A 24,346-nucleotide genomic window follows, 5' to 3' on the forward strand; every position below is an offset into this window, starting at 1 on the left:
TCCTAGGAAAGCATGATGAGTAACCAAGATCTCCTGTATCGCTATCTGTTCGAAGAGTACGAAGTGCGGGGGGAGCTGGTCCAGCTGGATAGTACCTATCGCCACATCGTCGATGCCCAGAACTATCCGGTACAGGTGCAGAAACTGCTGGGTGAACTGCTGGTCGCCACCAGCCTGCTGACCGCCACCCTCAAGTTTGAAGGCTCCATCACGGTGCAACTGCAAGGGGACGGGCCCGTGCGTCTGGCGGTGATCAACGGCGATCACAATCAGCAGTTGCGCGGTGTCGCCCGCCATGAAGGCGACCTGCCGACTGACGACAAGCTGCAGAGCCTGATTGGCAATGGCCAGTTGGTGATCACCATCACCCCTGAAGAGGGCGAACGCTATCAGGGCATCATCGCACTCGAGGCCGATACCCTGGCGGCCTGCCTCGAGCAGTACTTCGCCCAGTCCGAGCAACTCGCTACCCGGCTCTGGATCCGTACCGGCCACCACGAGGGCACTCCCCGCGCCGCCGGCATCCTGTTGCAGGAGTTGCCGGCCCGGAGCGAGGATCACGGCGCCGACTTCGATCACCTGATCCAGCTCACCAGCACCATCAAGGATGAAGAGCTGTTCGGCCTGGAGGCCGAAGAGATCCTCTACCGCCTCTACCATCAGGACAAGGTGCGAGTGTTCGATCCCCAGGCGATCGAGTTCCGCTGCACCTGCTCCCGCGCTCGCTGTGAAGGGGCGCTGCTGCAGATAGAAAAGGAGGAAGCGGTGGCCATGGTGCAGGAGCTCGGCAAGATCGACATGCACTGCGATTACTGCGGCACGCACTACCAATTTGATGGGATAGACATCGAAACCCTGTTCAGCGGGGCTCCCGGTAATGATGCAAACAAGTTACACTAAATAAAGGCGGGCAAAACCCGCCTTTAACTTAAATAACAAAAAAATACCCTATTTTATAAAGTTTGATGGCGATCGCTAAAAACTACCACCTAGGTAGTAGTATGGACGCCAGATAGAACCCTACACACCTCTGAACCCAGGAGAACATAATGACTATCGTGGTAGAACCCGCCCTGGCACAACAACTGAAACTGGACCAATACGGTATCAAAAACAGCCAGGAAATCGTTCGCAACCCTTCCTATGAGCAGCTTTTCGCAGAAGAGACCCGCCCAGACCTGGAAGGATTCGAACGTGGCGTCGTCACCGAACTCGGCGCCGTTAACGTCAATACCGGCATCTTCACCGGCCGTTCCCCAAAAGATAAATATATCGTCAAAGACGCCACTACCCAGGATACCGTATGGTGGTCTGACCAGGGCAAGAACGATAACAAGGCCATCACCCCCGAAGTGTGGTCACATCTGAAATCCCTGGTGACCAAACAGCTCTCCGGCAAGCGCCTGTTTGTGGTCGATGGTTTCTGCGGTGCCAACCCGGATACCCGCCTGGCGGTGCGCATCATCACCGAGGTGGCCTGGCAGGCACACTTCGTGAAGAACATGTTCATTCGCCCGAGCGATGAAGAGCTGAAAACCTTCAAGCCCGACTTCGTGGTGATGAACGGCGCCAAGTGCACCAACCCGAACTGGCAGGAGCAGGGGCTCAACTCCGAGAACTTCGTCGCCTTCAACATGACGGAGAAGATGCAGCTCATCGGTGGCACCTGGTACGGTGGCGAGATGAAGAAGGGCATGTTCTCCATGATGAACTACTTCCTGCCCCTGCGCGGCATTGCCTCCATGCACTGCTCCGCCAACGTGGGCAAGGATGGGGACGTGGCCATCTTCTTCGGCCTCTCCGGTACCGGCAAGACTACCCTCTCCACCGATCCCAAGCGTCAGCTCATCGGTGACGACGAGCACGGCTGGGACGACCACGGCGTGTTCAACTTCGAAGGGGGCTGCTACGCCAAGACCATCAAGCTCTCCAAGGAAGCCGAGCCGGATATCTACAACGCCATCCGCCGCGATGCGCTGCTGGAGAACGTGACCGTTGCCGCCGATGGCACCATCGACTTCGATGATGGCTCCAAGACCGAGAACACCCGGGTCTCCTACCCCATCTATCACATCGAGAACATCGTCAAGCCGGTCTCCAAGGCGGGTCATGCCAACAAGGTGATCTTCCTGACAGCTGATGCTTTCGGCGTGCTGCCCCCGGTCGCCAAGCTGACCAAGGAGCAAACCAAGTACCACTTCCTGTCGGGCTTCACCGCCAAGCTGGCCGGTACCGAGCGTGGCATCACGGAGCCGACTCCGACCTTCTCCTCCTGCTTTGGCGCCGCCTTCCTCAGCCTGCACCCGACCAAGTACGGTCAGGAGCTGGTGAAACGGATGGAAGCCGCAGGGGCGGAAGCCTATCTGGTCAACACCGGTTGGAACGGCACCGGAAAGCGCATCTCCATCAAGGACACCCGCGCCATCATCGATGCCATCCTGGATGGTTCCATCGAGCAGGCGCCGACCAAGGTGCTGCCGATCTTCAACCTGGAAGTGCCGACCGAACTGCCGGGCGTGAACCCGGCCATCCTCGACCCGCGCGACACTTATGCCGACCAGGCCGAGTGGGACGCCAAGGCACAGGATCTGGCCCAGCGCTTCATCAAGAACTTCGAGCGCTTCACCGACAACGACGAAGGCAAACGCCTGGTTGCTGCGGGCCCGCAGCTGTAAGCTGCGCCCTGTCAAGGTGACAATCCCATACCGGTCAGCCCAGCTGGCCGGTATTTTTTTGGTCGATGCACAGCATATGGCTCACGCCAAGCCTTGCCTTGCACGCGGTTGCGCGTTAGATTCAGCCAAACTTTATACAATATACAATTTTGCAACCTGCCCGTGACTCAAGCATGACCCCACCCTACAAGACCCGAACCCAGATGGTGATGGAGAACCTCCGCGGCCGGATATTGCGTGGGGAGTTTCCCGCCGGCGCCCCCCTGCGTCAGGACGCCATCGCCAAGGAGTTGGCGGTGAGCCGCATTCCGGTGCGAGAGGCGCTGATGCAGCTGGAGGCCCAGGGGCTGGTGAAGTTCGAGGCCCATCGCGGCGCCGTGGTGACCATGCTGGATGCCTCGGCCATCGAGGAGCTCTTTTATTTGCGGGCGCTGCTGGAAGCCGATACCCTGTTCCACGCCGTCGACCTGATGACGGAGGAGACCTTCGCCAAGGCGCAAGCCATCCTGGCCCAGTTTGATCTGGCGCTGGAGTCCGGCACCCAGATCGAACACTGGGCCGAGTTGAACCACCGTTTTCACGCCACCCTCTATCAGGCCGCCAACCGTCCCCAGGCACTGGAGCTGATCGCCCAGATCAATCTGAGCTGCGATCGCTACGTGCGCTTCGAGCTGCTGTTCGCCCAGGGTGGCGTGGACAAGGCCGAGCGCGAACACGCCCGCCTGCTGGAGCTGTGCCGCGCCCGCCGCAAGCACGAGGCCGTGGTCCTGCTCAAGCAACATATCGAGGCGGCAGGCCAGTCGATCCGACAGATCCTGGCAAGCGGCCACAATCAGTGAACACTCACATCATCACAATCTGGCAATAACGACATGAATCATTTCGAGATTATTGAAACCCGCGTCGCCCAGGTCAGGGCCACTCTGGCCACGTTGGAACTGGACGCCTTCATCGTTCCCCACGACGACGAGCACCTGGGGGAGTACATTCCCGCCTATGCCGAACGGCTGGACTGGATCACGGGTTTCAACGGCTCCGCTGGCATCGCCATCATCATGGCACAGCGGGCAGCCCTGTTCGTCGACGGTCGTTATACGGTGCAGGCCCGCATGCAGGCACCGGCCGAGCTGTTTGAGTTTCTTCACCTGAACGAAGATCCCCACGTCCAGTGGCTGGCAGATCAACTGCCGTCCGGCGCCCGGGTCGGCTTCGACGCCCGCCTGCACAGCCTGGCCTGGTATCAGAGTGCCAGGCCGATCTTGGCCGAGCGCGGTATAACGCTGGTACGGGTCAATGAGAACCCCATCGATCTGCACTGGAGCGATCGCCCCGCCCCGACCAAGACCCCTGTCATCCTCTACAGCGAGGAGCTGGCGGGCCAGTCCAGCCAGGCCAAGCGCGAGCTGCTGGCGGCGGATCTGCGCAAGCGCGGCCTGGATGCGGTGCTGCTGACCCAGGCCGAGCCCATCAACTGGCTGCTCAACCTGCGTGGCCGCGACGTGGAGCGACTGCCGGTGGTGCTGGGCTTCGCGGTGCTTTACGCCAACACCAGCATGGATTTCTTCGTCGACACCGACAAGATCGACTGCATCGCCTTCAGCCGCCACGTGGGGCAGGATGTCTCCGTCTATCCCATCGACAAGCTGGGTGACGTGCTGCAGCGCATCGGCGAGGATCAGCAAAAAGTGCTGGCCGACCCCAACACCGCCAACGCCTGGACCCAGCTCACCATGGAGGAGGCAGGCGCCATCCTGGTGGCGGGGCAGGATCCCACCATGCTGCCCAAGGCGTGCAAGAACGCCGTGGAGCTGGCCGGCATGCAGCGCGCCCATCTGCGCGACGGCGTCGCCGTCACCCGTTTCCTCGCCTGGCTGGATCGGCTGATCGCCTCCGGCGACTATCAGGATATGGATGAGGGCACCCTGGCCGATCGCCTGGAGGCCTTCCGCCGCGAGCAGGATCACTACGTCGAGCCGAGCTTTGACACCATCTCGGCGCTGGGCCCCAATGCCGCCATGTGCCACTACCGTCACACCAACGGCACCCCGCGCCCCTTCGGTCAGGACAGCATCTATCTGGTGGATTCCGGCGCCCAGTATCTGGACGGCACCACCGACATCACCCGCACCGTCAAGGTGGGTGAGGTCACCGACGAGCACAAGGCCATGTTCACCCGGGTGCTGCAGGGCCATATCGCACTGGATCAGGCACGCTTCCCCCGCGGCACCGCCGGCATCCAGCTCGACGTGCTGGCCCGCATGCCCCTGTGGCAAGCCGGTTACAACTACGACCATGGCACAGGCCACGGGGTCGGCCACTTCCTCAGCGTGCACGAAGGCCCGCAGCGCATCGCCCCCAAGGGCAGCCTGGTGGCCCTGCAGCCGGGCATGGTGCTCTCCAACGAACCGGGTTACTACCGGGAAAACGGCTTCGGTATCCGCTGCGAGAACCTGGTGGTGGTGACCGAGCTGGAGCGGGTGGGCGAGCTGCCCATGCTGGGCTTCGAACGGCTGACCTATGTGCCGTTCGATACCCGCCTCATCGATCGCAGCCTGCTGAGCCAGGCCGAGTTCCGCTGGATCAACGACTACCATGCCGAGGTTTACCGCCGTCTGAGCCCGCTGCTGGAGGGCGAGGATCTCGCCTGGCTGGAGCAGGCGACCCGCCTCATCTGATCGCAGCAATCGAGGTTATCCGGTGAAACAGGGCCTGCGGGCCCTGTTTCTTTACCCCTTGAGCACCATCTGAGCTGCGATCGATTCCCCCGGCTCTGCCTCCCCTGTCTGGCCTCCGAACCAGACCCGCTTGCATCAGCCTGGCGAGCCCACTACCCTGTGCGCTCTTTTTGACTGCCCCCCGGCAGCAAGTACCACAGGAGCCCGGATGCAGCCATCCCCCCTATTACGCCTTGCCACCCACGCCGACATGCACGCCATCTGGCAGATCGACGCCGACGTCTTCGGGGAGGATGTCTACCCCGCCTTCTTCTTCCGTCAGGCCATGGATCTGTGGCCCGCCTTGCTGGTCGTGGCGGAGCTGGAGGGCAGGCTGCTGGGTTATGCCTTGGGAGGCCTGGGTCAGGATCGGTCGCAGGGCTGGCTGCTCTCTCTGGCGGTACGGCCCGAAGCCCGCGGCTTTGGCCTGGCCGAGCGCATGATGCTGCGGGTAGAGCAAGCACTGGCAGAAGTGCAGGTGGCGCGAGTCAGGCTGACCGTGGATCCGGCCAATCCGGCCCAGCGCCTCTATTTCCGCCTAGGTTATGCACTGTTGGCCGAAGAGCCCGGCTATTTCGGCCCGGGGGAGGATCGCCTGCTGCTGGAGAAGACCCTGGCCTGACCCGCGTCGGGGTCGGGCCACCGTTCACGCCACATAATTGGTTACACTTTGCGGGTTTAATGCGCAACCCGGTTGGCGTAGAGTGGAATGCATCAAGCCGATTAATCCGATGACCGCCCAGGAGGTCCATCATGTTGAAACGTATCGCTCTCATCACCCTGCTGGCCGCCACTACCGCCATCACGGGCTGTGCCAACAGCGATGTCTACTCCGGCGATGTCTATACCAAGGATCGCGCCAAGCAGGTTCAGACCGTCAGCTACGGCACCATCCTCTCGACTCGCCCGGTGAAGATCCAGGTCGATGAAAACTCCCTGATCGGCACCATAGGCGGTGCCGTGGTCGGTGGCCTGCTCGGCAGCACCATAGGGGGGGGTCGCGGCAGCGACATCGCCGCCGCCGGCGGTGCCATCGCGGGAGCAGCTGCTGGCAAGGCCGCCGGTGACAAGCTCAATCAGGTGGATGGCGTCGAGCTCGAGATCAAGAAAGAGAACGGCGAATCCATCGTGGTGGTGCAAAAAGCCAACCCCACCTTCGTGCCCGGCGCCCGAGTCCGCATGACCCAGGGCAACGGCACCATCAACGTGGCCGTGGTGAACTGAGCTCCCCCTCAGACCATCTTCCACATGCAAAAAAGGTGAGCCATGGCTCACCTTTTTTGCATTCAGTGCAAACCTGAACCCTCAAGAATCCAGGTGCAGCCAGGCTGCAATGGCCAGTTGCAGGCCCACGAGATCCGCTTCGTGCAGCAGGGCCGACAGCCGCTCCTCCCCCGCCTCAGCCAGCAAATGCTGCTGCACCCGAAGAACGGGCAACCAGGCAGGGGCCTGCGCCAAGTTCTCGGCGGCCTCGGCCACCAGGTCGCAACCCTGCAGCATCCCTTGCAGCGCCTGCTGCCGCTCTTCCTTCCCGCACTCCAGCCAGAGCTGCTCGTGATGCTGCCAGAGCTGCAGGCCGAGCGTGATGCAGGCCTTGCCATCGAGCCCGCCGATATCCGGCAGGGGTTGCACCGCCAGCGGCTTGCCGAGCCCCGCCAACCGATAGCCCCGCTGCGCCTTGGATTGGGATCCCAGCCTGACCCCTCCCAGATCCGCCAGGTGCGCAGCCAACCCGAACAGGGCGCTCGCCTCACCGGACTTGAGCTCCAGCTCCAGCTCGTCGATCTCGGCGCGGCCCAGGACACCGACAATCTCCCCCCGATCCCAGGCCAGTTCAATCTGTGCACCGTCGAAGGCGATCAACCAGTGACGGCGCAGGAAGTCGGTGCTGAACTGGGCCACCAGGCAGGACTGGATCTCGTCGCGCACGGCCAGACTTGGCCAGATGTGGTCAGGGAACGCGGACAGGGTCGGCAGATCGCTGCTCACCGGGGCGTTGTATTCGGGTCTGGCGTGCAGCCCCCCGACCACCTGGCCACGGCATTTGATGGTCTGCTCGGAAAAATGGTCACTGCGACGGATGCGCAATCCCATGTCGAGCCGGCGTAAATCCAGAGCGGGCGTATCGAAATAGACATTGCCGAGGTGGACCTGTTCAGAAGAGATAATTTCAAGTGAATTCAGAAAGTTGGAGATAAAGTCTTGAATGTTGCTGGTGACGAAAAACTTTATCTCGATCTCAGTTTGCATAGTCATTCCGGGCAGGCAGGCAACTTTGGGGGGCATGATCCGGGTCGCGAGGATATAATGCCAGCGATAGATAAGGATTAATTCACGGTTTTATTGATGGCACAGTTCGGTTATCCTGCGCCCCTCATAAAATCGTATCGAGTGTTTTTTCACCGACACAGGTTTGGCCATGCCAGTAAATACTATTTTGGGTCTTTTTGCCAAGTCCCCCATCAAGCCGCTGCAGAAGCATATCGTCAAGGTTCACCAGTGCTCCCAGCAGCTGGTTCCCTTCTTTGATGCCGTTGCCGAAGACCGTTGGGAAGATGCCGAAAAAATCCGGCAACAGATAGCCCAGCTGGAAAAAGAAGCGGATATTCTCAAACGCGAAATTCGCCTTAAACTGCCTCGCGGCCTGTTTCTGCCGGTCGCGCGTACCGACCTGCTGGAGCTGTTGACCCAGCAAGACAAGATTGCCAATCGTGCCAAGGATATTTCCGGCCGCATGCTTGGCCGCAAGATGGAATTCCCCACCGAGATGCGTGCCGATTTCATGGCCTATCTCAAACGTTGTATCGATGCGACCGCCCAAGCCGAAAAAGCCATCGGAGAACTCGATGAGCTGCTCGAAACCGGCTTTAAAGGACGTGAAGTTGAAATGGTTGCCGAGATGATCCATCAGCTGGATCTCATCGAGGACGATACTGACACCATGCAGATCGGGCTGCGCCAACAGCTGCAAGCCGTTGAGCACAAATACAATCCGATCGACGTTATGTTCCTCTACAAGATCCTCGAATGGGTAGGTGACCTGGCTGATCAGGCCGAGCGCGTTGGCGCCCGTCTGGAACTGATGCTGGCTCGTTCGTAATCGACTGACTGGGTAAACACTACTAATGGACATTATCGCAAATTACGGCACCACCCTGGTGCTCGTGGCGGCCTTGTTCGGCTTTTTGATGGCCTGGGGCATAGGGGCGAACGACGTCGCCAACGCCATGGGCACATCGGTCGGCACCAAGTCTCTGACCATACGTCAGGCGATCATCATCGCCATGATCTTCGAGTTCGCCGGTGCCTATCTGGCGGGCGGCGAAGTCACGGCGACCATCCGTAACGGCATCATAGATACCAATGCCTTCACCGATACCCCGGATGTGCTGGTGCTCGGCATGATAGCCTCTCTGCTGGCTGCGGGCCTCTGGCTGATCCTGGCCTCCTACTTCGGCTGGCCGGTCTCGACCACGCACTCCATCATCGGGGCCATCGTCGGCTTCGCCGTGGTGAGCGTCGGCCCGGAAGCGGTGCAATGGAGCAAGTTTGGCGGCATCGTCGGCTCCTGGGTGGTCACACCGGCCATCTCCGGCATCATCGCCTACTTCATGTTCATCAGCGTGCAGAAGCTCATCTTCAACACGGACAACCCGCTGGCCAACGCCAAGCGCTATGTCCCGTTCTACATGTTCCTGACCGCGCTGGTCATCTGCCTGGTGACCATCAAGAAGGGGTTGACCCATGTCGGTCTGCACCTGAGCGACGGTGAGGGCATACTGCTCTCCATCGCCATCTCGGTAACCCTCTCCATCGGTGGCTGGTTCTACATTCGCGGTCAGCAGTACAACCCGCAGGATGACAACAAGATGCACTTCGCCAACGTGGAGAAGGTGTTCGGCATCCTGATGGTGATCACCGCCTGTGCCATGGCCTTCGCCCACGGCTCCAACGACGTGGCAAACGCCATAGGCCCGCTCTCCGCCGTGGTATCCACCGTCGAGAGTGCCGGCCAGATCACCGGTAATTCCCACATCGCCTGGTGGATACTGCCCCTTGGCGGCATAGGTATCGTCATCGGTCTGGCCACCATGGGTGAGAAGGTGATGGCCACCGTCGGCACCGGCATCACCCACCTGACCCCGAGCCGTGGCTTCGCCGCCCAGCTGGCCACCGCCGCCACCGTGGTGATCGCCTCGGGGACAGGTCTGCCCATCTCCACCACCCAGACCCTGGTCGGTGCCGTGATGGGGGTGGGTCTGGCCCGTGGCATCGCCGCCCTGAACCTGGGCGTGTTGCGCAACATCGTGGTCTCCTGGGTCATCACACTGCCCGCCGGTGCCATCCTGGCCATCGCCATCTTCTACGTGCTGCAGGCCTGCTTCTCTTAAGCACCTCACAGCAAAAAGCCCGAGTCAGTGACTCGGGCTTTTTCATGGTTGGCATTCAGGGCCGACATCACTCCTCGATAAAGGTCCACTCGTCTCGCACCCGGCTGATGGCATCGAGCCGCCGCTTGGCGAGCTGTTCGCGGATCCCCTCCCCCTTGAAACCCGCCGCCACTATCTCCTTGACCGGCACCGCCTGGGCCGCAGCCAGGGCCTGGGCCACATAATCCGGCTGGCTGTAGACCTTCTCTTCGAAACCGGTACGGCCGTGGAAGTCGGCGCGGCAGGCATCCAGCAACTGGGCGAAGCGATCCGGCCTGCGCCAGGCGTCCGCCTTGTCGAATACCTTCAGCAGGGTCGGTGGCTTGAGATCGAAGGCGATGTGGATATGGGTGTGCAGGTCGCTCACCAGCAGCGCCAGATCACGGCAGTCGTTCGGCACTCTGAACCGCTCGCAGAAATCCCGGATGAGCGGCAGCCCTTTCTGACCATGACCGTGATGGCTGGGCCAAAACGCAGGGGGTGTCACACCCTTGCCAAAATCGTGGCAGAGGGCGGCGAAGCGAACCGGCAGATCCGAAGAGCGCTGACAGGCCTGATCCAGCACCATCATGGTGTGGATGCCAGTATCGATCTCCGGGTGCCACTTGGCGGGTGCCGGCACCCCGAACAGGGCGTCCAGCTCGGGGAAGAGCGCGTTGAGGGCACCACATTCGCGCAATACCTCGAAGAAGACCCGGGGAGTCTGCCCCAGCAGTACCTTCTCCAACTCCTTCCAGACCCGCTCCGGGGTCAGGTGGGCAAGCTCGCCGGCGTCGGTCATCTCCCGCATCAGCGCCAGCGTCTCGGGGGCCACCACGAAGCCCTGCTCATGGAAACGGGCGGCGAAGCGCGCCACCCGCAGGATGCGCAGGGGATCTTCGGCAAACGCCGGAGAGACGTGGCGCAACAGCCGCGCCTCCAGATCCCTGAGACCGCCATAGGGATCGTGCAGTTGCCCGCCCTCATCTTCGGCGATGGCGTTGATGGTGAGATCCCGGCGCAGCAGATCCTGCTCCAGCGTCACCTCGGGAGAGGCATGACAGACGAAGCCTGTATAACCCAGGCCCTGTTTGCGCTCGGTGCGGGCCAGGGCATACTCCTGCTGGGTGCTGGGGTGGAGAAACACCGGAAAGTCGCGACCAACCTGGGTGAACCCGAGGCTCAGCATCTGTTGCACGGTAGCACCGACCACCAGGTGGTCTCTGTCCCCCTGCGGCAATCCCAACAGGCGATCACGGACCGCTCCCCCAACCAGATAAATCTGCACGCGCACTCTCCCTCGATAAACCTGCCTCGATGATACCGCTTTTGGCCGACAGACACGACGGATCCCGGCTCAGGAAGTGCGACTACCCTCTGATCATTCGACCCCGCGCCTCATTGCCGTTTGAGCCGGTGACCGGGATGCCCCTCTTATGGTATCCGGGTCTTTGACATCCCTCTGGGGAGGCTTTAACCTGCCGCCATAACAATGGAATGGATCCTTATGTACACACAGTTCTTCGGTCTGTCGGAGCCCCCGTTCTCCATCTCGCCCAACCCCAAATATCTCTACATGAGCGAACGCCACGGGGAGGCCCTCGCCCACCTCAACTACGGGTTGCAGGACGGCGGCGGCTTCGTGCTGCTGACGGGGGAAGTGGGCACGGGCAAGACCACTGTCTCCCGCTGCCTGCTCCAGCAGTTGCCCGCCGAGACCGAGATCGCCTACATCCTCAATCCTTCCCTGACCGAACGGGATCTGCTGGCGGCCATCTGTGACGAGTTCCAGTTGCCCTACGCCCAGGAAGCCAGTCTCAAGCAGTTGTTCGACCTCATTCGCGATCACCTGCTGGCCAATCTGGCGGCGGGCAAGCGCAGCGTGGTGCTGGTGGATGAAGCCCAGCATCTGCTGCCCGGCGTGCTGGAGCAGTTGCGACTGCTCACCAACCTGGAGACCGACGAGAAGAAGCTGCTGCAGGTAGTGCTCATCGGCCAGCCCGAGCTGCAGCAGATGCTGCGTCAGCCCCTGCTGCGCCAGCTGGCCCAGCGCATCACGGCCCGCTACCATCTGCTGCCGCTCTCCTGTCAGGATGTAGACGCCTATGTGCGCTTCCGGCTGCAGGTGGCTGGCTGTGTCCAGCCCATCTTCACCCCTAGGGCAATCCAGACCTTGCACCGCCTCTCCGGCGGCATCCCGCGCCTCATCAACCTCATCTGCGACCGCGCCCTGATCGCCGCCTTCGCCCGCGGCAGCCACAAGATAGCCCACGGCGACATCAGCCTGGCGGCCTATGAAGTGAGCGGCATTCGTGACGAGGGAAGCTGGCAGTCCGGCCTCACCGTGACCCTGGCAGGCGCCCTGCTGGTCGCCGCTGGCTGGTGGGGCTGGCAGTTCTTCGGCGTCTTCCCTGCCCGCCCCCTGGTCAAGGTAGAAGTGCCGGTCAAGGTGGATGAGACGCCGGAACAGTTGGAACAGCTGACCCGCGCTATCAATCAGGCGCTGGAGCCGGACGTCGCCATGCAGAATCTCTTCAGGGTATGGGGCTATCAGACCGAGCTGGAGGAGGCGACCTGCAATGACGCCCCCCGTGCCGGCCTGCGTTGCCAGGAAGGGGAAGCCTCGCTGGCCGAGCTGCAGGCGCTGCAATATCCCGCCCTCATCAGCCTGACCGATGAAACAGGAGGACTCTATTACGCCACCCTGGTAAGCCTGGGGCCGGACAAGGCGTCCTTGCTCATCGGCAATCAGAGCTGGCAGGTGGACAGGCAGTGGCTGTCCGACGCCTGGGGGGGCAGTTATACCCTGCTATGGCGTATGCCCAAGGGCGGCGTGCCCCTGATAGGTAGTAATGCCAGTGCGGCCCAGGCCCAGTGGCTGGACAATGCACTGAACCGCGCCATGCAGCAGCCGGATCGCAAGGTGAGCCGCTTTGATGCAGCCCTCAAGAGCAAGCTGCAACAGTTCCAGCGTGAGCAGGGGTTGACCCCGGACGGCATCGCCGGCAGCAATACCCTGTTGCGCTTGAATGCCGTGGCCGGTGAACCCATGCCGAGGCTGGAAGATGAATCCCTGCGTGCCAGCACGCCTGTCGATCTGGATGCCGTGGCGGATGACACCATGGATCCCCTGATGGAGGATGCCTCCTGATGTCTACCCTGCTCAAGGCTCTGCGCCGCGCCGACCAATCCCAGTTCACTCCCCACATGCCGCTCATGGGCCTGCCCGTGAGCCAGGAAGAAGAGCCAGGCCGCCGCTGGATCTGGTGGCTCCTGGCTCCCCTGGCCCTGCTCATGGGGGCCGCCGCCAACTACGGCTGGCACCTCTACCACCTCAAGCCACTCGAACAGCAGATCGAGGTGAAGGAGGTGGTGACGCCGCCCTTCGTGCGAGTCGAACCCAGATCCATGGTCACCCGCCCGCTGCCCCCGCCCCTGCCGGAGCCCGTGGTACAACCCAGACCCGTTGCCGCCGCCCCCGCAGCGGCGACCGCCGGCAATGCCCCCCAGAGCCTGGCCGAGCGCATCATGATGGCCCTCAACAACACCCCGCTGGTGGAAGAGGGGGCAGCGCAAGCCCAGCCCCAGTCCGGAGCCATGCCCCTCAGCTCTCTGGATCCCGCGCTGAAACAACAGGTTCCTCCCCTGACCTATGGTGCCCACAACTTCTCCTCTGACCCGTCCAAACGGGCCGTGGTGATCAACGGGCGGGAGCTGCGCGAGGGCAGCGAGGTCGCCCCCGGCGTACTGCTGGTTGCCATCGCCCAGGATTACATCATCCTGCAGGTCGGCGGTCAGCATGTCAGCCTCAAGGCGTTGCAGGACTGGCGCGGCTGACCGGGCCACAGTAACAAGCCGGACCTGCTGGCCCGGCAGCCATCTCAAGAGGGAGCCCGAGAGCTCCCCTTTTTAATCAAAACATGAGAACCCCGTGAGCAATTCAGATAACAGCACTTTCGCCACCCGGATCCTGGACTGGTACCAGATCCACGGCCGCAAGACCCTGCCCTGGCAGGAGGACAAGACCCCCTACCGGGTCTGGATCTCCGAGATCATGCTGCAGCAGACCCAGGTAGCCACCGTCATCCCCTACTATCAGCGCTTCATGGCCCGCTTCCCCGATGTGCTGGCGCTGGCCGACGCCCCCATCGACGAGGTGCTGCACCACTGGACCGGGCTCGGTTACTACGCCCGTGCCCGCAACCTGCACAAGGCGGCGCAGCAGATCCGTGATCTGCACGGCGGCCTGTTTCCGGAGCGACTGGAAGAGGTGATGGCCTTGCCCGGGATAGGGCGCTCCACCGCCGGTGCCGTGCTCTCCCTCTCTCTCGGTCAGCCCCATGCCATCCTGGACGGCAACGTGAAGCGGGTGCTCACCCGCTGGCTGGCGCTACCGGGCTGGCCCGGCCAGAAGCAGGTGGAGAACGATCTCTGGGAGCTGGCGACCCGCCTCACCCCAAGGCTCGGCGTGGCCCAGTACAACCAGGCCATGATGGACATGGGCGCCACCGTCTGCACCCGCAGCAAGCCCGCCTGCGCGCGCTGCCCGGTACAGGTCGATTGCCAGGGGCTGTCGCAGGGCAACCCCACCACCTACCCCAACAGCAAACCGAAGAAAAGCATTCCGGCCCGCAACGGCATCATGCTGATCATCCGTCACGGCGACCAGCTGTTGCTGGAGAAGCGCCCGCCCCAGGGGATCTGGGGCGGGCTATACTGCTTCCCGCAGGTGGAGTCGCTCACGGAGGTGACGGGCCGCTTGCAGGGGCTGGGACTCGATGAGACCGACTACCGGGAGCTCGCTGGATTTCGCCACACTTTCAGTCACTTCCACCTCGATATTCGCCCCTTGCTGATCGAAATGGCTGCCCCGCCGCCGCCCTTGCTCATGGAAGCAGATTCCCGACTCTGGTATAACTTACGCCATCCTGCCGAGGTGGGATTGGCGGCCGCCACGGCCCGCCTGCTCGCCTACCCGGACTTACAACCACAGAGGTCAACATGAGCCGTACCGTATTTTGCCAGCGTCTGAAAAAAGAGGCGCCGGGTCTCGATTTCCAACTCTACCCCGGTGAACTCGGCAAGCGGATCTTCGACAACATCAGCAAGGAAGCCTGGACCGAATGGCAGAAGAAGCAGGTGATGCTGATCAACGAGAAGAAGCTGAACATGATGAATCTCGAGCACCGCCAGTTGCTGGAAAAAGAGATGGTGAACTACCTGTTTGAAGCCGGTGAAGTGGCCATCGACGGCTATACCCCTCCCAGCCAGTGAGTCGAGCCGATGAGCAGGGAGCACAGAGCGCCGCAACCCGGCTATCTATGGCCATGCTTCTCCCGGCCCGGTGCCAATGAGTTGTCACCGTGATCCAGCTTGAGTGCCCATCAACGGCTGGCACTCTTCTGGTTCACGGCACGTGCGTGACGGGCGACCCCACCGCCCAGTTTGAGGATCTTATGGGTCGAATTTTTTGGCTGCTGTGCGCCCTGCTGTTTCTCTCTGCCTGCTCCTCTTCTCCCAAACCCGGGGCAGAAGACGAAGATCTGGTCAACGGCAAGGACATACGCGGCTTCGAACACATGATCAGTGCACTCTCCCATAACGTGAACGAGATATGGGGGCGCGAGGCACTGTTTGCGGGCAAGTTTGACTACGTCAAATACACGGATCAATACAAGAGCCGGGCCCACATCGACTTCTCCAGCGGCCACATCATGGTGGAGACGGTCTCCGGGCTCGATCCCCGTGCCCACTTGCGCCGTGCCATCATAGAGACCCTGCTGACTCCGGACGATCCGGCGGAAGTGGATCTCTATTCGGACAGGGAGATCATGCCCGGTGGCGAGCCCTTCCTCTACGGCCAGGTGCTGGACAACCAGGGGCAGGCCATCCGCTCCAGCTGGCGCGCAGAGCGCTATGCCGACTACCTGCTCGCCAGCGCGATGAAGAAGCGCACCCTTGGCATTCGCACCATCTTCTTCGTCGACATCCCCATGGTGGCCAACCATGAGGACAAGCGCGGCTACAAGTACGCCAGCATCATCCGCGAGGCCTCCCGCAAGTACGGGGTCGCCGAGAGCCTGATCTATGCAGTGATCAAGACAGAGAGCAGCTTCAACCCCTATGCGGTCAGCCATGCCAATGCCTATGGCCTGATGCAGGTGATCCCGGCCACCGCCGGACGGGACGTTTATGTGCGGGTCAAGGGCAAGAATGGCCAGCCAACCCGGGAGGATCTGTTCAATCCGGCCTACAACATAGACGTGGGGACGGCCTATCTGCACCTGCTGCAGACCGTCTATCTGGCGGATATCCAGGATCCCCAATCCCGTCGCTATGCGGTGATCTCCGCCTACAACGGCGGTGCGGGCGGGGTGCTCAACACCTTCTCCAGCAACCGCAAGGCGGCCCCTGATATGATCAACCGGCTCTCTCCCGAGGCGGTCTATCAGGTGCTGACCGAGCAGCACCCCAAGGCGGAGGCCCGTCGCTACCTCTACAAGGTCAATCAGGCCGAGAAGGGGTTCAAGCGTACCGTCGCCGTCCGGGCGGGCTGACGGCGTTAAAAAAGCAAGAGGGGCGCTGATGGAGCGCCCCTCTTGCCATTGATGTCCAGCAGATCACTTGGCGATAAAGCCGCCCTTGCTCTGGGGAGCGGCACCAACCTTCTCCAGGTGCTCGACCTCGACCTCTGTCTTGTTCCAGCTGTGGTCAACCTCGCCACGGATGCGGATCAGATCGTTCGGGCCCACTTCGACGCCGCGCCACACGTCCCCGTCCACTTCCACTTCCACTTCGCCGCTGTCATCGCGGAAGCTGTAGTTCTCGCCGCCAAGGTGCTTTACCAGCTTGCCTTCCAGGGTCACCCACTGATCATCTGCCACGTCTTTCAACTGCGCGACCGAGACCTTGTTCTGCTCCTCGGGGCCGGTGTAGGCCGCCATGGCGAAGGAAGAGACGGACATCAGGGCCAGCAGGCCGATTACCTTTGCTTTGTTCATTTTCACGCTCCTGTCATTGGGGTATGCAGGCATCTTGCCAGGGCGTGCGTGAAACAAACGTGAAGCCTCCCCATCCAGGGGAGAGCAGTGTGACCGCAATCGATTTAATGCCCCTGGCTTGCTGCAAGATTGTATTCGAGTGGATACCGTGCAGCCTGGCAACCGGGGTCCCCAGCCCCTTGCCTTCGAGGAACAGCCCGCAGGCAGCGCCTGCCTCCACTCCATGAGAACAGCAAGATGAACAAATGGCTTCTGTGTTTACTGGGACTCTTCGCCCTGACGGCCCATGCCGCCGAGACGCGTCCCGCTTTTTCCCGCATCGTGATGTTCGGCGACAGCCTCTCCGACACCGGCAAGATGTACGGCAAGATGCGCGGTTATCTCCCCTCCAGCCCGCCCTACTACCAGGGCCGCTTCTCCAATGGCCCGGTCTGGCTGGAGCAGCTGACCCAGCCGTTCCCGGGACTGAAAATAGTCAACGAGGCGGAGGGGGGCGCCACCGCGGTGGCCTACAACAAGATCTCCTGGAACCCCAAGTACCAGGTCATCAACAACCTGGACTATGAAATTACCCAGTTTCTGGAGAAGGACAGCTTCAAACCCGACGATCTGGTGATCCTCTGGGTCGGCGCCAACGACTATCTCGCCTATGGCTGGAATACCGAGCTGGACGCCAAGCGGGTGCGCGACGTCATCAGCGACTCGGCCAACCGCATGGTATTGAACGGTGCCAAGCAGATCCTGCTATTCAACCTGCCGGATCTTGGCCAGAACCCCTCGGCCCGCAGCCAGAAGGTGGTGGAGGCGGCCAGCCATGTCTCCCGCTATCACAACGAGCTGTTGCTGAACCTGGCCCGCGAGCTGGCTCCCACCGGCATGGTGAAACTGTTCGAGATCGACAAGCAGTTCGCCGAGATGCTGCGGGACCCACAGAACTTCGGCCTGAGCGACACCGAGAACGCCTGCTACGGCGGCGGCTATGTGTGGAAGCCGTTTGCCTCCCGCAGCGCCACCGCCGACAGCCAGCTTACCCCCTTCAATGCGCAGGAGCGCCTCGCCATCGCCGGCAACCCCCTGCTGGCCCAGGCCGTTGCCAGTCCGCTGGCTCGCCGCAGCGCCAGTGAGCTCAACTGTGAAGGCAAGATGTTCTGGGATCAGGTCCACCCGACCACGGCCGTGCACGCCGCCCTGAGCGAGCGCGCCGCCACCTTCATCGAACGGGAGTACGAGTTCATCCCCCAGTGAGGATGCAGAGGCCGACACAATGTCGGCCTTTTTTGTGCTTGCCTGACTGGACAGTAAACACACAGCTCATATGACTCCCGTCACAAATTGGAGTCATACTGGCCTTCCTGCCCGGATAACTCCCCTATGATGGGCATAGTTATCACAATATGTTTTATATCAGTTGCTTGTGGTTCAAAAAATACGGGCTACGTTTAAACATGTTGTGGCTCAACGCTGGCCCAACCCATGAGGCGAGGCGACACAGATTCGATCTCTCCCACAGACAAATTGCAGAGGCTTCATATGAACAAAACACTGATTACCTTGCTGGTTTCAGGCTTGCTTGCGGCCAACGCTCAGGCAGCCGGACAAGACAATACCTGGTATGGCGGTGCCAAACTGGGTTGGTCCAACTTCTACGGCGTCGACGAGAGCAACAGCATCTCCACCGAAGACAAGGATGACGATGAAGTGGGCGCCGGTGCCTTCGCCGGTTACCAGATCAACCAGAACCTGGGGATCGAGCTCGGTTACGACTACCTTGGCAAGCTCAAGTACAACGGTACCCGCAATGCCGCTGCCTTCAATGACTCTGTCGAAGCCCAACTGGCCCAGCTGACCCTGAAGCTCGGCTTCCCGGTAGCGGACAATCTGGATCTCTACGGTCGCCTCGGTGGCGGCTACGGCTGGACCAGCAGCGATGAGCTGGACAGCGACAGCCGCGCCGTCTTCGTCGGTGCGTTGGGGGCCGAGTACGCCTTCAATCTGGATTGGGCCGCCCGCCTCGAGTACCAGTACAGCACCCCGTACGGCAGCCGTGAAGACACGGGTTTGCGCATGGACAACGGCCTGCTCTCCCTGGCCGCCGTCTATCGCTTCGGCCAGGTTCCACCGGCCATGCCGGTCGCCGCCCCGGCACCGGCCCCCGAGCCAGTGATGGTCGACAAGCAGTTCACCCTGAGCTCGGATGTGCTGTTTGACTTCAACAAGGCCACCCTCAAGCCGGAAGCCGGCCAGGCACTGGATACCCTCTATAGCCAGATTGAAGAAGCCAGACCCAAGGATGGCTCGGCCACCGTCATCGGCTACACCGATCGCATCGGCTCCGACGCCTATAACCAGAAGCTCTCCGAGCAGCGGGCCCAGACCGTGGCCGACTACCTGATCGGCAAGGGCTTGCCTGCCGGCAAGGTAAACGTGGAGGGTCAGGGCAAGAATTCTCCCGTCACCGGCGACAGCTGCACCAGCAAGTCCAAGCGCGAGCTGATCGTCTGCCTGGCCCCGGATCGTCGGGTAGAGGTCAAGGTGCAGGGGGTCTCGGAAGTTCAGCAATAATCCCTGTGTCAGATAACAAAACGGGAGGCATTGGCCTCCCGTTTTTCATTGTTCCGTTCAGCTGCACGTGCGCACATCCGCCGCAATCTGATCGAGCAGTAGCTGCCACCCCTGCCCCAGCTCGTCCACCAGGGCGCCATAACCATCGGCCGGCAAGACCCGCTCCTGCTGGAAAGGCACGTCCCGCAGCACGACCCCTTCCTCCGTCAGCAAGCGCCAGCGGCCGCTGAGCAGGGCGCGGCCATCGTGCCGTCCCTGGAAGCGCTCGACCGAGATGGTCAGCACTGGCCCCTTGCGGGCCCCGTCCTGGCGCACCACCCAACCCGGCAACCTGCTGGAGAGGCCATTCAGGGTAAGCTGGTTCAACTGCGCATCCAGCGAGCCCGCCCAGCGATGATACTCGGCAAAGTGCAGCTCCTTGCCTTCCAGCTGATAGACCAGGCTCATCCGATCCAGCTGGCCAGACAGGGCGACGGGACGCAGCACCAGCTGATGCCGGGGCTGTGCCGTAACGCTGTTCGACTGCGGGAGCTCCGCATCCAGCGAGTAGTAGTGCAGTGCCGTCGGGGCGGCACTGCACCCCGTCAGCAAACCCAGCAAGGCCAGGGTCATCATCCGTTTTTTCATCATTTTCCTCGCTTGGGCTCAGGATCCTGGGGACGGGAGCGGTCGAAGATCAGCGAACTGGGCTGCTCGTTCAGTGAGTGGACCAAGGGTTGCAGCTCCCCCATCAGCTGATTGAGAGACTGCACCGACTGGCGCAACTCCTGGTTGGTCTGGGAACCAGCATCATAAGCCTGCAACGTCTCCTGCAACTGCTTGAGACTCTGGTTGAGGGATTCGGGCAACTGTTGGGTCGAGCGCTGACCGGTGAACTGTTCCAGATTGGCACTCACGGCCTTGATGTGTTTGAGGGTTTTGTCCAGGGTCGCCAGGGTGCTATTGACCTGCGTCAGCGTGGTGGCCATGTCCATGTCGACGAACTTGTCGAGGATGAGGTTCACCTTGCGCTCTATCTGGTCCAGCCCGGCCTGCACGGTCGGGAACACCTGATAGCCTGCCAGCTTGAAAGGTTCATAGGCAGGCGCATCCGGGTAGAAGTTGAGATCCACCACCTTGCCGCCGGTCAGCAGACTGGACGTCTTGAGGCTGGCCCGCAATCCCTCCTTGAACTGCTTGCTGAACAGCGCTCGCCACTGCTCCCGCTCCGCATTGGCGTAGCGATGGGAGAGGCGCTGTACCTCGATGCGGGCCAGCACGGGGATCTGCCGGCTCTTGAAGATCTGCACCCCCTTGTCGTCGATGAGGTAGGGGGCGGAGATGACGGTACCGACCCGGATGCCGCGATACTGCACCGCCGCCCCGGGGTGCAGGCCACCCACGTTGTCCTCGAACAGGAAGACGTAGTCGATGAACTGATCCAGGCTACCGGCCAGCACGCTCGCCTCGTCCTGGAACAGGGTGAAGCTGTCCATCTGCTTGACCGGCTCACCGGGTGTCCAGCCCGGTGGCAGCCCCATGGTGATGCCGCCGTCCAGCAGGCTCTCGAGCGAATCCATCTTCACCTTCATCCCCTCGCTGCTCATGGAGACCTCGAAGCCCGGGGTCAGCCAGAAGCGGGAGTTGCTGCTCACCAGGATGTCGTAGGGGGCATTGATGAAGAGCTGGTACTGCATCTCGCTCTTCTCGGGCAGGAACTTGGCCTCCTCTATCTGGCCTATGGTGAAGCCCTGATAGCTGATGGGGGAGCCTATCCCCAGGGCGCGCGCATCGCGGCTGCTGAGAGAGAGCCGCAGCCCCTTGGCATCCACCGAGGCGAGCGGCGGCTTGTCCAGCATGGCGTATTCGTCGCGCGCCTTGCCCTTCTTGCCAGGGGCGAGTTCGATGTAGGCACCGGAGAGCAGGGTGCCCAGACCCGACACCCCTTCCCGCCCGACCCTGGGTTTGACTACCCAGAACTGGCTGTCCTTCTTGAGCATGCCGGCGGCGGCATTGGTCAGACGGGCCTTGAGCACCGCATGGCTGTAGTCATCGCTGAGCTCCACCGCCTCGATGCGACCCACTTCCACCTCACGGGAGCGGATAACCGTCTTGCCCGCCACTATGCCCTCCGCGGTGGCAACCGTCAGGGTGAAACTGGGGCCTTGTGAATACCAGTGCTGGAACAGCATCCAGGCTCCGATGAACAGCGCCAGCAGCGGCACCATCCAGATAGCGGCGGCCGAGCTCATAAAGTCAGAGCCCGGTTTCCACCTTGTCTTACGCTCACTCACGTTCGCGCTCTCCTTGTTGTAAATCCCAGATCAGGCGGGAATCGAAACTCATGGCGGCCACCATGGTGATCAAAACGACCCCGGCAAAAGCAACGGCCGCGGGGCCCGGGTAGATGGTCATCAGATTATCGAGGCGGATGAGGCCGGCCAAGATGGCCACCACGAAGACGTCGATCATCGACCAGCGTCCCACAAATTCGGTCATGCGATAGAGCTTGAGCTTGCCAAGGGGAGAACCGACCCGGCCACGCTGCACCATGTAGCAGAGCCACAGCAGCGCCAGGATCTTCACCAGGGGCACCACCACGCTGGCAAAGAAGATGACGGCGGCGATGGGGTAGGAGCCCATGGCCCAGAGCAACACCACCCCCCCCATGATGGTCGAGGGGCTGTCGTCCCCCAGAAAGACGGTGTCCATGATGGGATAGAGGTTGGCAGGAATATAGAGGATCACCGAGGTGATGAGCAGTGCCCAGGTACGGTTCAGACCGCCCGGCTTGCGCTGGTGCAGACGATCGCCGCAGCGGGAGCAGCTATGGGCATCGCCGTCATTGAGCGCGCCGCAGATGTGGCACCCCACCAGCCCGTACTCCAGGGCGCTGGCCTCGGGATCCAGCTCTCTCGCCTCGGTCTGGCCGAACAAACGTTGCCACAGCCACATCCGGTCCAGGGACGAGATCATCTTGATCAGCAGCACCGTGTAGCCCACGAAGGCCCAGAACGACAGCCCCATCTTGATGTCGGCCATGCCCATCAGCTTGACCAGAGAGATGAGCACCCCGATGAGGAAGACATCCACCATCAACCAGGGTTTGATCCGGCACAGCAATCGGCCGAGTGAGCGCAGGGCATTGCTGTGCAGATCCTTGTCGAGCCGCCACAGCACCAGCATGATGGAGCCGATATAGACCAGTGGCAGACCGATCAGGGTCAGGCTCAGCACGGCCCCCAGAAACAGATAGCCCTGATCCACCAGGGTGGTGATGCACTGCAGGAAGGTCATCTCCTGCCCCACTCCCTTGGCCGAGAACGACATGAAGGTGAAGGCGTTGGAGAGCACGAACATGATGAGCGCCGCAAAGCCGTAGGCGATGGGTCTGAGCTCCTGCTGCGGCAGGTGCGCACTCAGGGTGTGACCGCAACGGGGACAACTGCTCGTCTCCCCCACGGCCAGCGCGGTGGCCGGCACCAGCAAGTCACACTCTTCGCACGCGGTCGCGTCATGGGTATAGGTAATCGGGTGTTGGTGTGAAACCGGATGCAAGATAGGACCCCAGCATGAGGCCGCGAACGGCCAGAGGCGCCAATTATTGCAGCCACCGCCGCTAACCACCAGCCCTGTTCATGTACAGGGCCTTAAGGGACGGGAGATAGATGGGCATGGGGCGCGGCCTGGAAAGGTTTTTTTTGGCATAGCTCGACCCTGGCCCCAGGGATAAGGGGCATATTTATCTGCAAATTTGCGCAAGCTCCCGCACATCAGCCCCTGTTCATCGATGCTTTGGCGGCAGGGTGAGAATGACTTTGACAAGCCTGTGACCATTTAGCACAATCAAACGCCACTTTTTTTCCGCGGGACAATAATTTATGACAACTGAATCCCCAAGCTACTCCACCATCGAGCAGGCATTCTCCCTTGGGAACGGGCAAGATTCTGCCCTCAACTGGTTGCGCAAGAACCGCAGTCAGGTCGCCATCTTCCTGGTGAGCGGCATCAAGCTGGAGGGGACCATCAGCGGCTTCGACCAGTACAGCGTGCTGTTGACCGATGCCCATGGCAATCAGCAACTGGTCTACAAGGCCAAGATCTCCACCATCGCCATGCACTCCGGCCGCCCCCAGGTCAGCATCCAGCGCGCCCGCAAGCCACGGGTCTCCATGGCTCCGCGTCCCCACGGCGGCCCTAGCCGTTATGACGACAACCAGGGCGGTAGCAGCGAGCAGTGATGCTCGCCTCCTCCTGACTCTGAGCTTGCCGCTGCGTCAATTAGTGACGACGCGCATCCCCACTCTCATGTCATGCCTGTCCCGTATGAGAGTGGGTCTTCTCCCCCAGGCGGCCTCGACGGCCAGCCCGTTTGCTCAGTAGGTCAATCCGACCGGCTTCCCTTCCTTGACCATGCACACCTGCATGCCTGCGGCCTCACCGGCCTGCGCCCCTATGCCCGTGTCCTCGAACACCAGACAGCCGTCAGGCGCAACCCCGAGTCGCTGCGCCACCAGCAGAAAGGTATCCGGATGGGGTTTGTGCAGCGCCACGTCGTCGGCGGTCACCACCACGGGGAAGTAGCTATCCAGTCCGGTATTGCGCAGCACCGCCTCGGCATTGATGCGAGGTGATCCCGTGCCTATCCCCATGGGAATGAGACCGTGATAGCGCCTGACCAGATCCAGCATGGCCGGGAAGGGGGTCGCCTTGTGCAGGTTGGCCACATAGTGCTCCGTCTTGCAGCGCGTCACCACCAGCGGGTCCAGCGCGATCTGCTGCACCTCGGCCACCAGCAAGGCTATCTTGCGGCTGGGCATGCCACCCAGTTCATAAAACCAGTCGGCATCGAACTGAAAGCCAAACTCGCGGGCGGTATGTTCCCAGGCGGCCAGGTGCAAAGGCATGGAGTCCACCAGGGTGCCGTCGAGGTCGAAAACCAGGCCTTGAAATCCGGATAGGGTCATGGTGCAGGATCTGTCTGTGAAAAATGGGCCCCCATTCTA

The 24,346-nt window shown here is 61.6% G+C and carries 23 protein-coding genes; 16 read left to right on the forward strand and 7 right to left on the reverse strand.

Annotation, left to right across the window (positions count from 1 at the left end; translation table 11 throughout):
* Window positions 1-15: 15 nt before the first annotated feature.
* The 6 genes from hslO to ACB039_RS04840 all read left to right on the forward strand — a co-directional run bounded on the left by hslO (window position 16) and on the right by ACB039_RS04840 (window position 6,613).
* Entirely contained in the window at window positions 16-900 is an 885-nt protein-coding gene (gene hslO, locus ACB039_RS04815; RefSeq protein ID WP_041204975.1) for an Hsp33 family molecular chaperone HslO, read from the forward strand.
* Between the two features lie 149 nt (window positions 901-1,049).
* Window positions 1,050-2,675: a phosphoenolpyruvate carboxykinase (ATP) gene (pckA, locus tag ACB039_RS04820; protein ID WP_005327486.1), complete on the forward strand. Its 1,626-nt coding sequence runs from the start codon at window positions 1,050-1,052 to the stop codon at window positions 2,673-2,675.
* Between the two features lie 173 nt (window positions 2,676-2,848).
* Window positions 2,849-3,514 carry a GntR family transcriptional regulator gene (locus tag ACB039_RS04825; protein ID WP_371165234.1) on the forward strand — a complete coding sequence of 222 codons (666 nt, stop codon included), beginning with the start codon at window positions 2,849-2,851 and terminating at the stop codon, window positions 3,512-3,514.
* A 33-nt stretch (window positions 3,515-3,547) separates the two neighbouring features.
* Entirely contained in the window at window positions 3,548-5,350 is a 1,803-nt protein-coding gene (locus tag ACB039_RS04830; RefSeq protein WP_371165235.1) for an aminopeptidase P family protein, read from the forward strand.
* A gap of 208 nt (window positions 5,351-5,558) precedes the next feature.
* Complete coding sequence (locus ACB039_RS04835; protein WP_042648199.1) at window positions 5,559-6,011, forward strand: N-acetyltransferase; 453 nt, start codon at window positions 5,559-5,561, stop codon at window positions 6,009-6,011.
* A gap of 131 nt (window positions 6,012-6,142) precedes the next feature.
* A complete protein-coding gene (locus ACB039_RS04840; protein ID WP_182786547.1) occupies window positions 6,143-6,613 on the forward strand; it encodes a glycine zipper 2TM domain-containing protein in 471 nt (156 codons plus the stop codon).
* 81 nt (window positions 6,614-6,694) lie between these two features.
* Here ACB039_RS04840 and ACB039_RS04845 read toward each other — a convergent pair whose 3' ends face one another.
* Window positions 6,695-7,639, reverse strand: a complete 945-nt coding sequence (locus ACB039_RS04845) for an inorganic triphosphatase (RefSeq protein ID WP_182786549.1) — start codon at window positions 7,637-7,639, stop codon at window positions 6,695-6,697.
* Between the two features lie 169 nt (window positions 7,640-7,808).
* On the opposite strand from ACB039_RS04845, the gene ACB039_RS04850 reads away from it, so the two are divergent.
* The gene (locus tag ACB039_RS04850; protein WP_025328355.1) at window positions 7,809-8,489 is read left to right on the forward strand and encodes a TIGR00153 family protein; all 681 of its coding nucleotides are present in this window, start codon (window positions 7,809-7,811) and stop codon (window positions 8,487-8,489) included.
* A 25-nt stretch (window positions 8,490-8,514) separates the two neighbouring features.
* On the forward strand, window positions 8,515-9,780 hold the full coding sequence (locus ACB039_RS04855; RefSeq protein WP_005327500.1) for an inorganic phosphate transporter: 1,266 nt from the start codon (window positions 8,515-8,517) through the stop codon (window positions 9,778-9,780).
* 67 nt (window positions 9,781-9,847) lie between these two features.
* Here the strand turns inward: ACB039_RS04855 and ACB039_RS04860 are convergent, their stop codons facing one another.
* On the reverse strand, window positions 9,848-11,086 hold the full coding sequence (locus ACB039_RS04860) for a multifunctional CCA addition/repair protein (protein ID WP_182786551.1): 1,239 nt from the start codon (window positions 11,084-11,086) through the stop codon (window positions 9,848-9,850).
* 219 nt (window positions 11,087-11,305) lie between these two features.
* Between ACB039_RS04860 and ACB039_RS04865 the strand changes: the two genes are divergently transcribed.
* From ACB039_RS04865 to mltC, 5 genes are all read left to right on the forward strand, one after another.
* A complete protein-coding gene (locus ACB039_RS04865) occupies window positions 11,306-12,949 on the forward strand; it encodes an ExeA family protein (RefSeq protein WP_042648196.1) in 1,644 nt (547 codons plus the stop codon).
* Window positions 12,949-13,635: a GspB family T2SS assembly factor variant ExeB gene (gene exeB, locus ACB039_RS04870; protein WP_371165236.1), complete on the forward strand. Its 687-nt coding sequence runs from the start codon at window positions 12,949-12,951 to the stop codon at window positions 13,633-13,635. Before ACB039_RS04865 ends, exeB begins: the two co-directional genes overlap by 1 nt.
* A gap of 94 nt (window positions 13,636-13,729) precedes the next feature.
* Window positions 13,730-14,803: an A/G-specific adenine glycosylase gene (gene mutY / locus ACB039_RS04875; protein ID WP_043128546.1), complete on the forward strand. Its 1,074-nt coding sequence runs from the start codon at window positions 13,730-13,732 to the stop codon at window positions 14,801-14,803.
* Window positions 14,800-15,072 carry an oxidative damage protection protein gene (locus ACB039_RS04880; protein ID WP_041204967.1) on the forward strand — a complete coding sequence of 91 codons (273 nt, stop codon included), beginning with the start codon at window positions 14,800-14,802 and terminating at the stop codon, window positions 15,070-15,072. Before mutY ends, ACB039_RS04880 begins: the two co-directional genes overlap by 4 nt.
* A gap of 182 nt (window positions 15,073-15,254) precedes the next feature.
* Window positions 15,255-16,355 carry a membrane-bound lytic murein transglycosylase MltC gene (gene mltC, locus ACB039_RS04885; RefSeq protein WP_042648193.1) on the forward strand — a complete coding sequence of 367 codons (1,101 nt, stop codon included), beginning with the start codon at window positions 15,255-15,257 and terminating at the stop codon, window positions 16,353-16,355.
* Between the two features lie 63 nt (window positions 16,356-16,418).
* On the opposite strand, the gene ACB039_RS04890 is transcribed toward mltC, so the two are convergent.
* Window positions 16,419-16,799 carry a YgiW/YdeI family stress tolerance OB fold protein gene (locus tag ACB039_RS04890; RefSeq protein WP_042648192.1) on the reverse strand — a complete coding sequence of 127 codons (381 nt, stop codon included), beginning with the start codon at window positions 16,797-16,799 and terminating at the stop codon, window positions 16,419-16,421.
* Window positions 16,800-17,036: 237 nt separating this feature from the next.
* On the opposite strand from ACB039_RS04890, the gene ACB039_RS04895 reads away from it, so the two are divergent.
* Together ACB039_RS04895 and ompA are read left to right on the forward strand one after the other, a co-directional pair.
* Window positions 17,037-18,044 carry an SGNH/GDSL hydrolase family protein gene (locus ACB039_RS04895; protein WP_042648191.1) on the forward strand — a complete coding sequence of 336 codons (1,008 nt, stop codon included), beginning with the start codon at window positions 17,037-17,039 and terminating at the stop codon, window positions 18,042-18,044.
* Between the two features lie 285 nt (window positions 18,045-18,329).
* A complete protein-coding gene (ompA, locus tag ACB039_RS04900; protein WP_042648190.1) occupies window positions 18,330-19,361 on the forward strand; it encodes a porin OmpA in 1,032 nt (343 codons plus the stop codon).
* A 57-nt stretch (window positions 19,362-19,418) separates the two neighbouring features.
* On the opposite strand, the gene ACB039_RS04905 is transcribed toward ompA, so the two are convergent.
* The 3 genes from ACB039_RS04905 to ACB039_RS04915 are packed head-to-tail and all read right to left on the reverse strand — an operon-like array spanning window position 19,419 to window position 22,898.
* A complete protein-coding gene (locus ACB039_RS04905; protein ID WP_042648189.1) occupies window positions 19,419-19,988 on the reverse strand; it encodes a membrane integrity-associated transporter subunit PqiC in 570 nt (189 codons plus the stop codon).
* A complete protein-coding gene (pqiB, locus tag ACB039_RS04910; protein ID WP_042648188.1) occupies window positions 19,988-21,634 on the reverse strand; it encodes an intermembrane transport protein PqiB in 1,647 nt (548 codons plus the stop codon). The genes ACB039_RS04905 and pqiB overlap by 1 nt, the downstream gene beginning before the upstream one ends.
* Window positions 21,627-22,898, reverse strand: coding sequence for a paraquat-inducible protein A (locus ACB039_RS04915; RefSeq protein WP_042648187.1), 1,272 nt, complete (start codon window positions 22,896-22,898; stop codon window positions 21,627-21,629). Before ACB039_RS04915 ends, pqiB begins: the two co-directional genes overlap by 8 nt.
* A gap of 323 nt (window positions 22,899-23,221) precedes the next feature.
* Here ACB039_RS04915 and hfq point away from each other — a divergent pair, with 323 nt between their 5' ends.
* Window positions 23,222-23,581 (forward strand): RNA chaperone Hfq, encoded by a 360-nt coding sequence (hfq, locus tag ACB039_RS04920; RefSeq protein WP_005327536.1) that lies wholly within the window; start codon window positions 23,222-23,224, stop codon window positions 23,579-23,581.
* A 135-nt stretch (window positions 23,582-23,716) separates the two neighbouring features.
* Here the strand turns inward: hfq and ACB039_RS04925 are convergent, their stop codons facing one another.
* A complete protein-coding gene (locus ACB039_RS04925; protein ID WP_042648186.1) occupies window positions 23,717-24,307 on the reverse strand; it encodes an HAD family phosphatase in 591 nt (196 codons plus the stop codon).
* Between the last annotated feature and the right edge of the window lie 39 nt (window positions 24,308-24,346).

The organism is Aeromonas sp. S2(2024), from assembly GCF_041402505.1.
Lineage (GTDB): Bacteria > Pseudomonadota > Gammaproteobacteria > Enterobacterales > Aeromonadaceae > Aeromonas > Aeromonas media.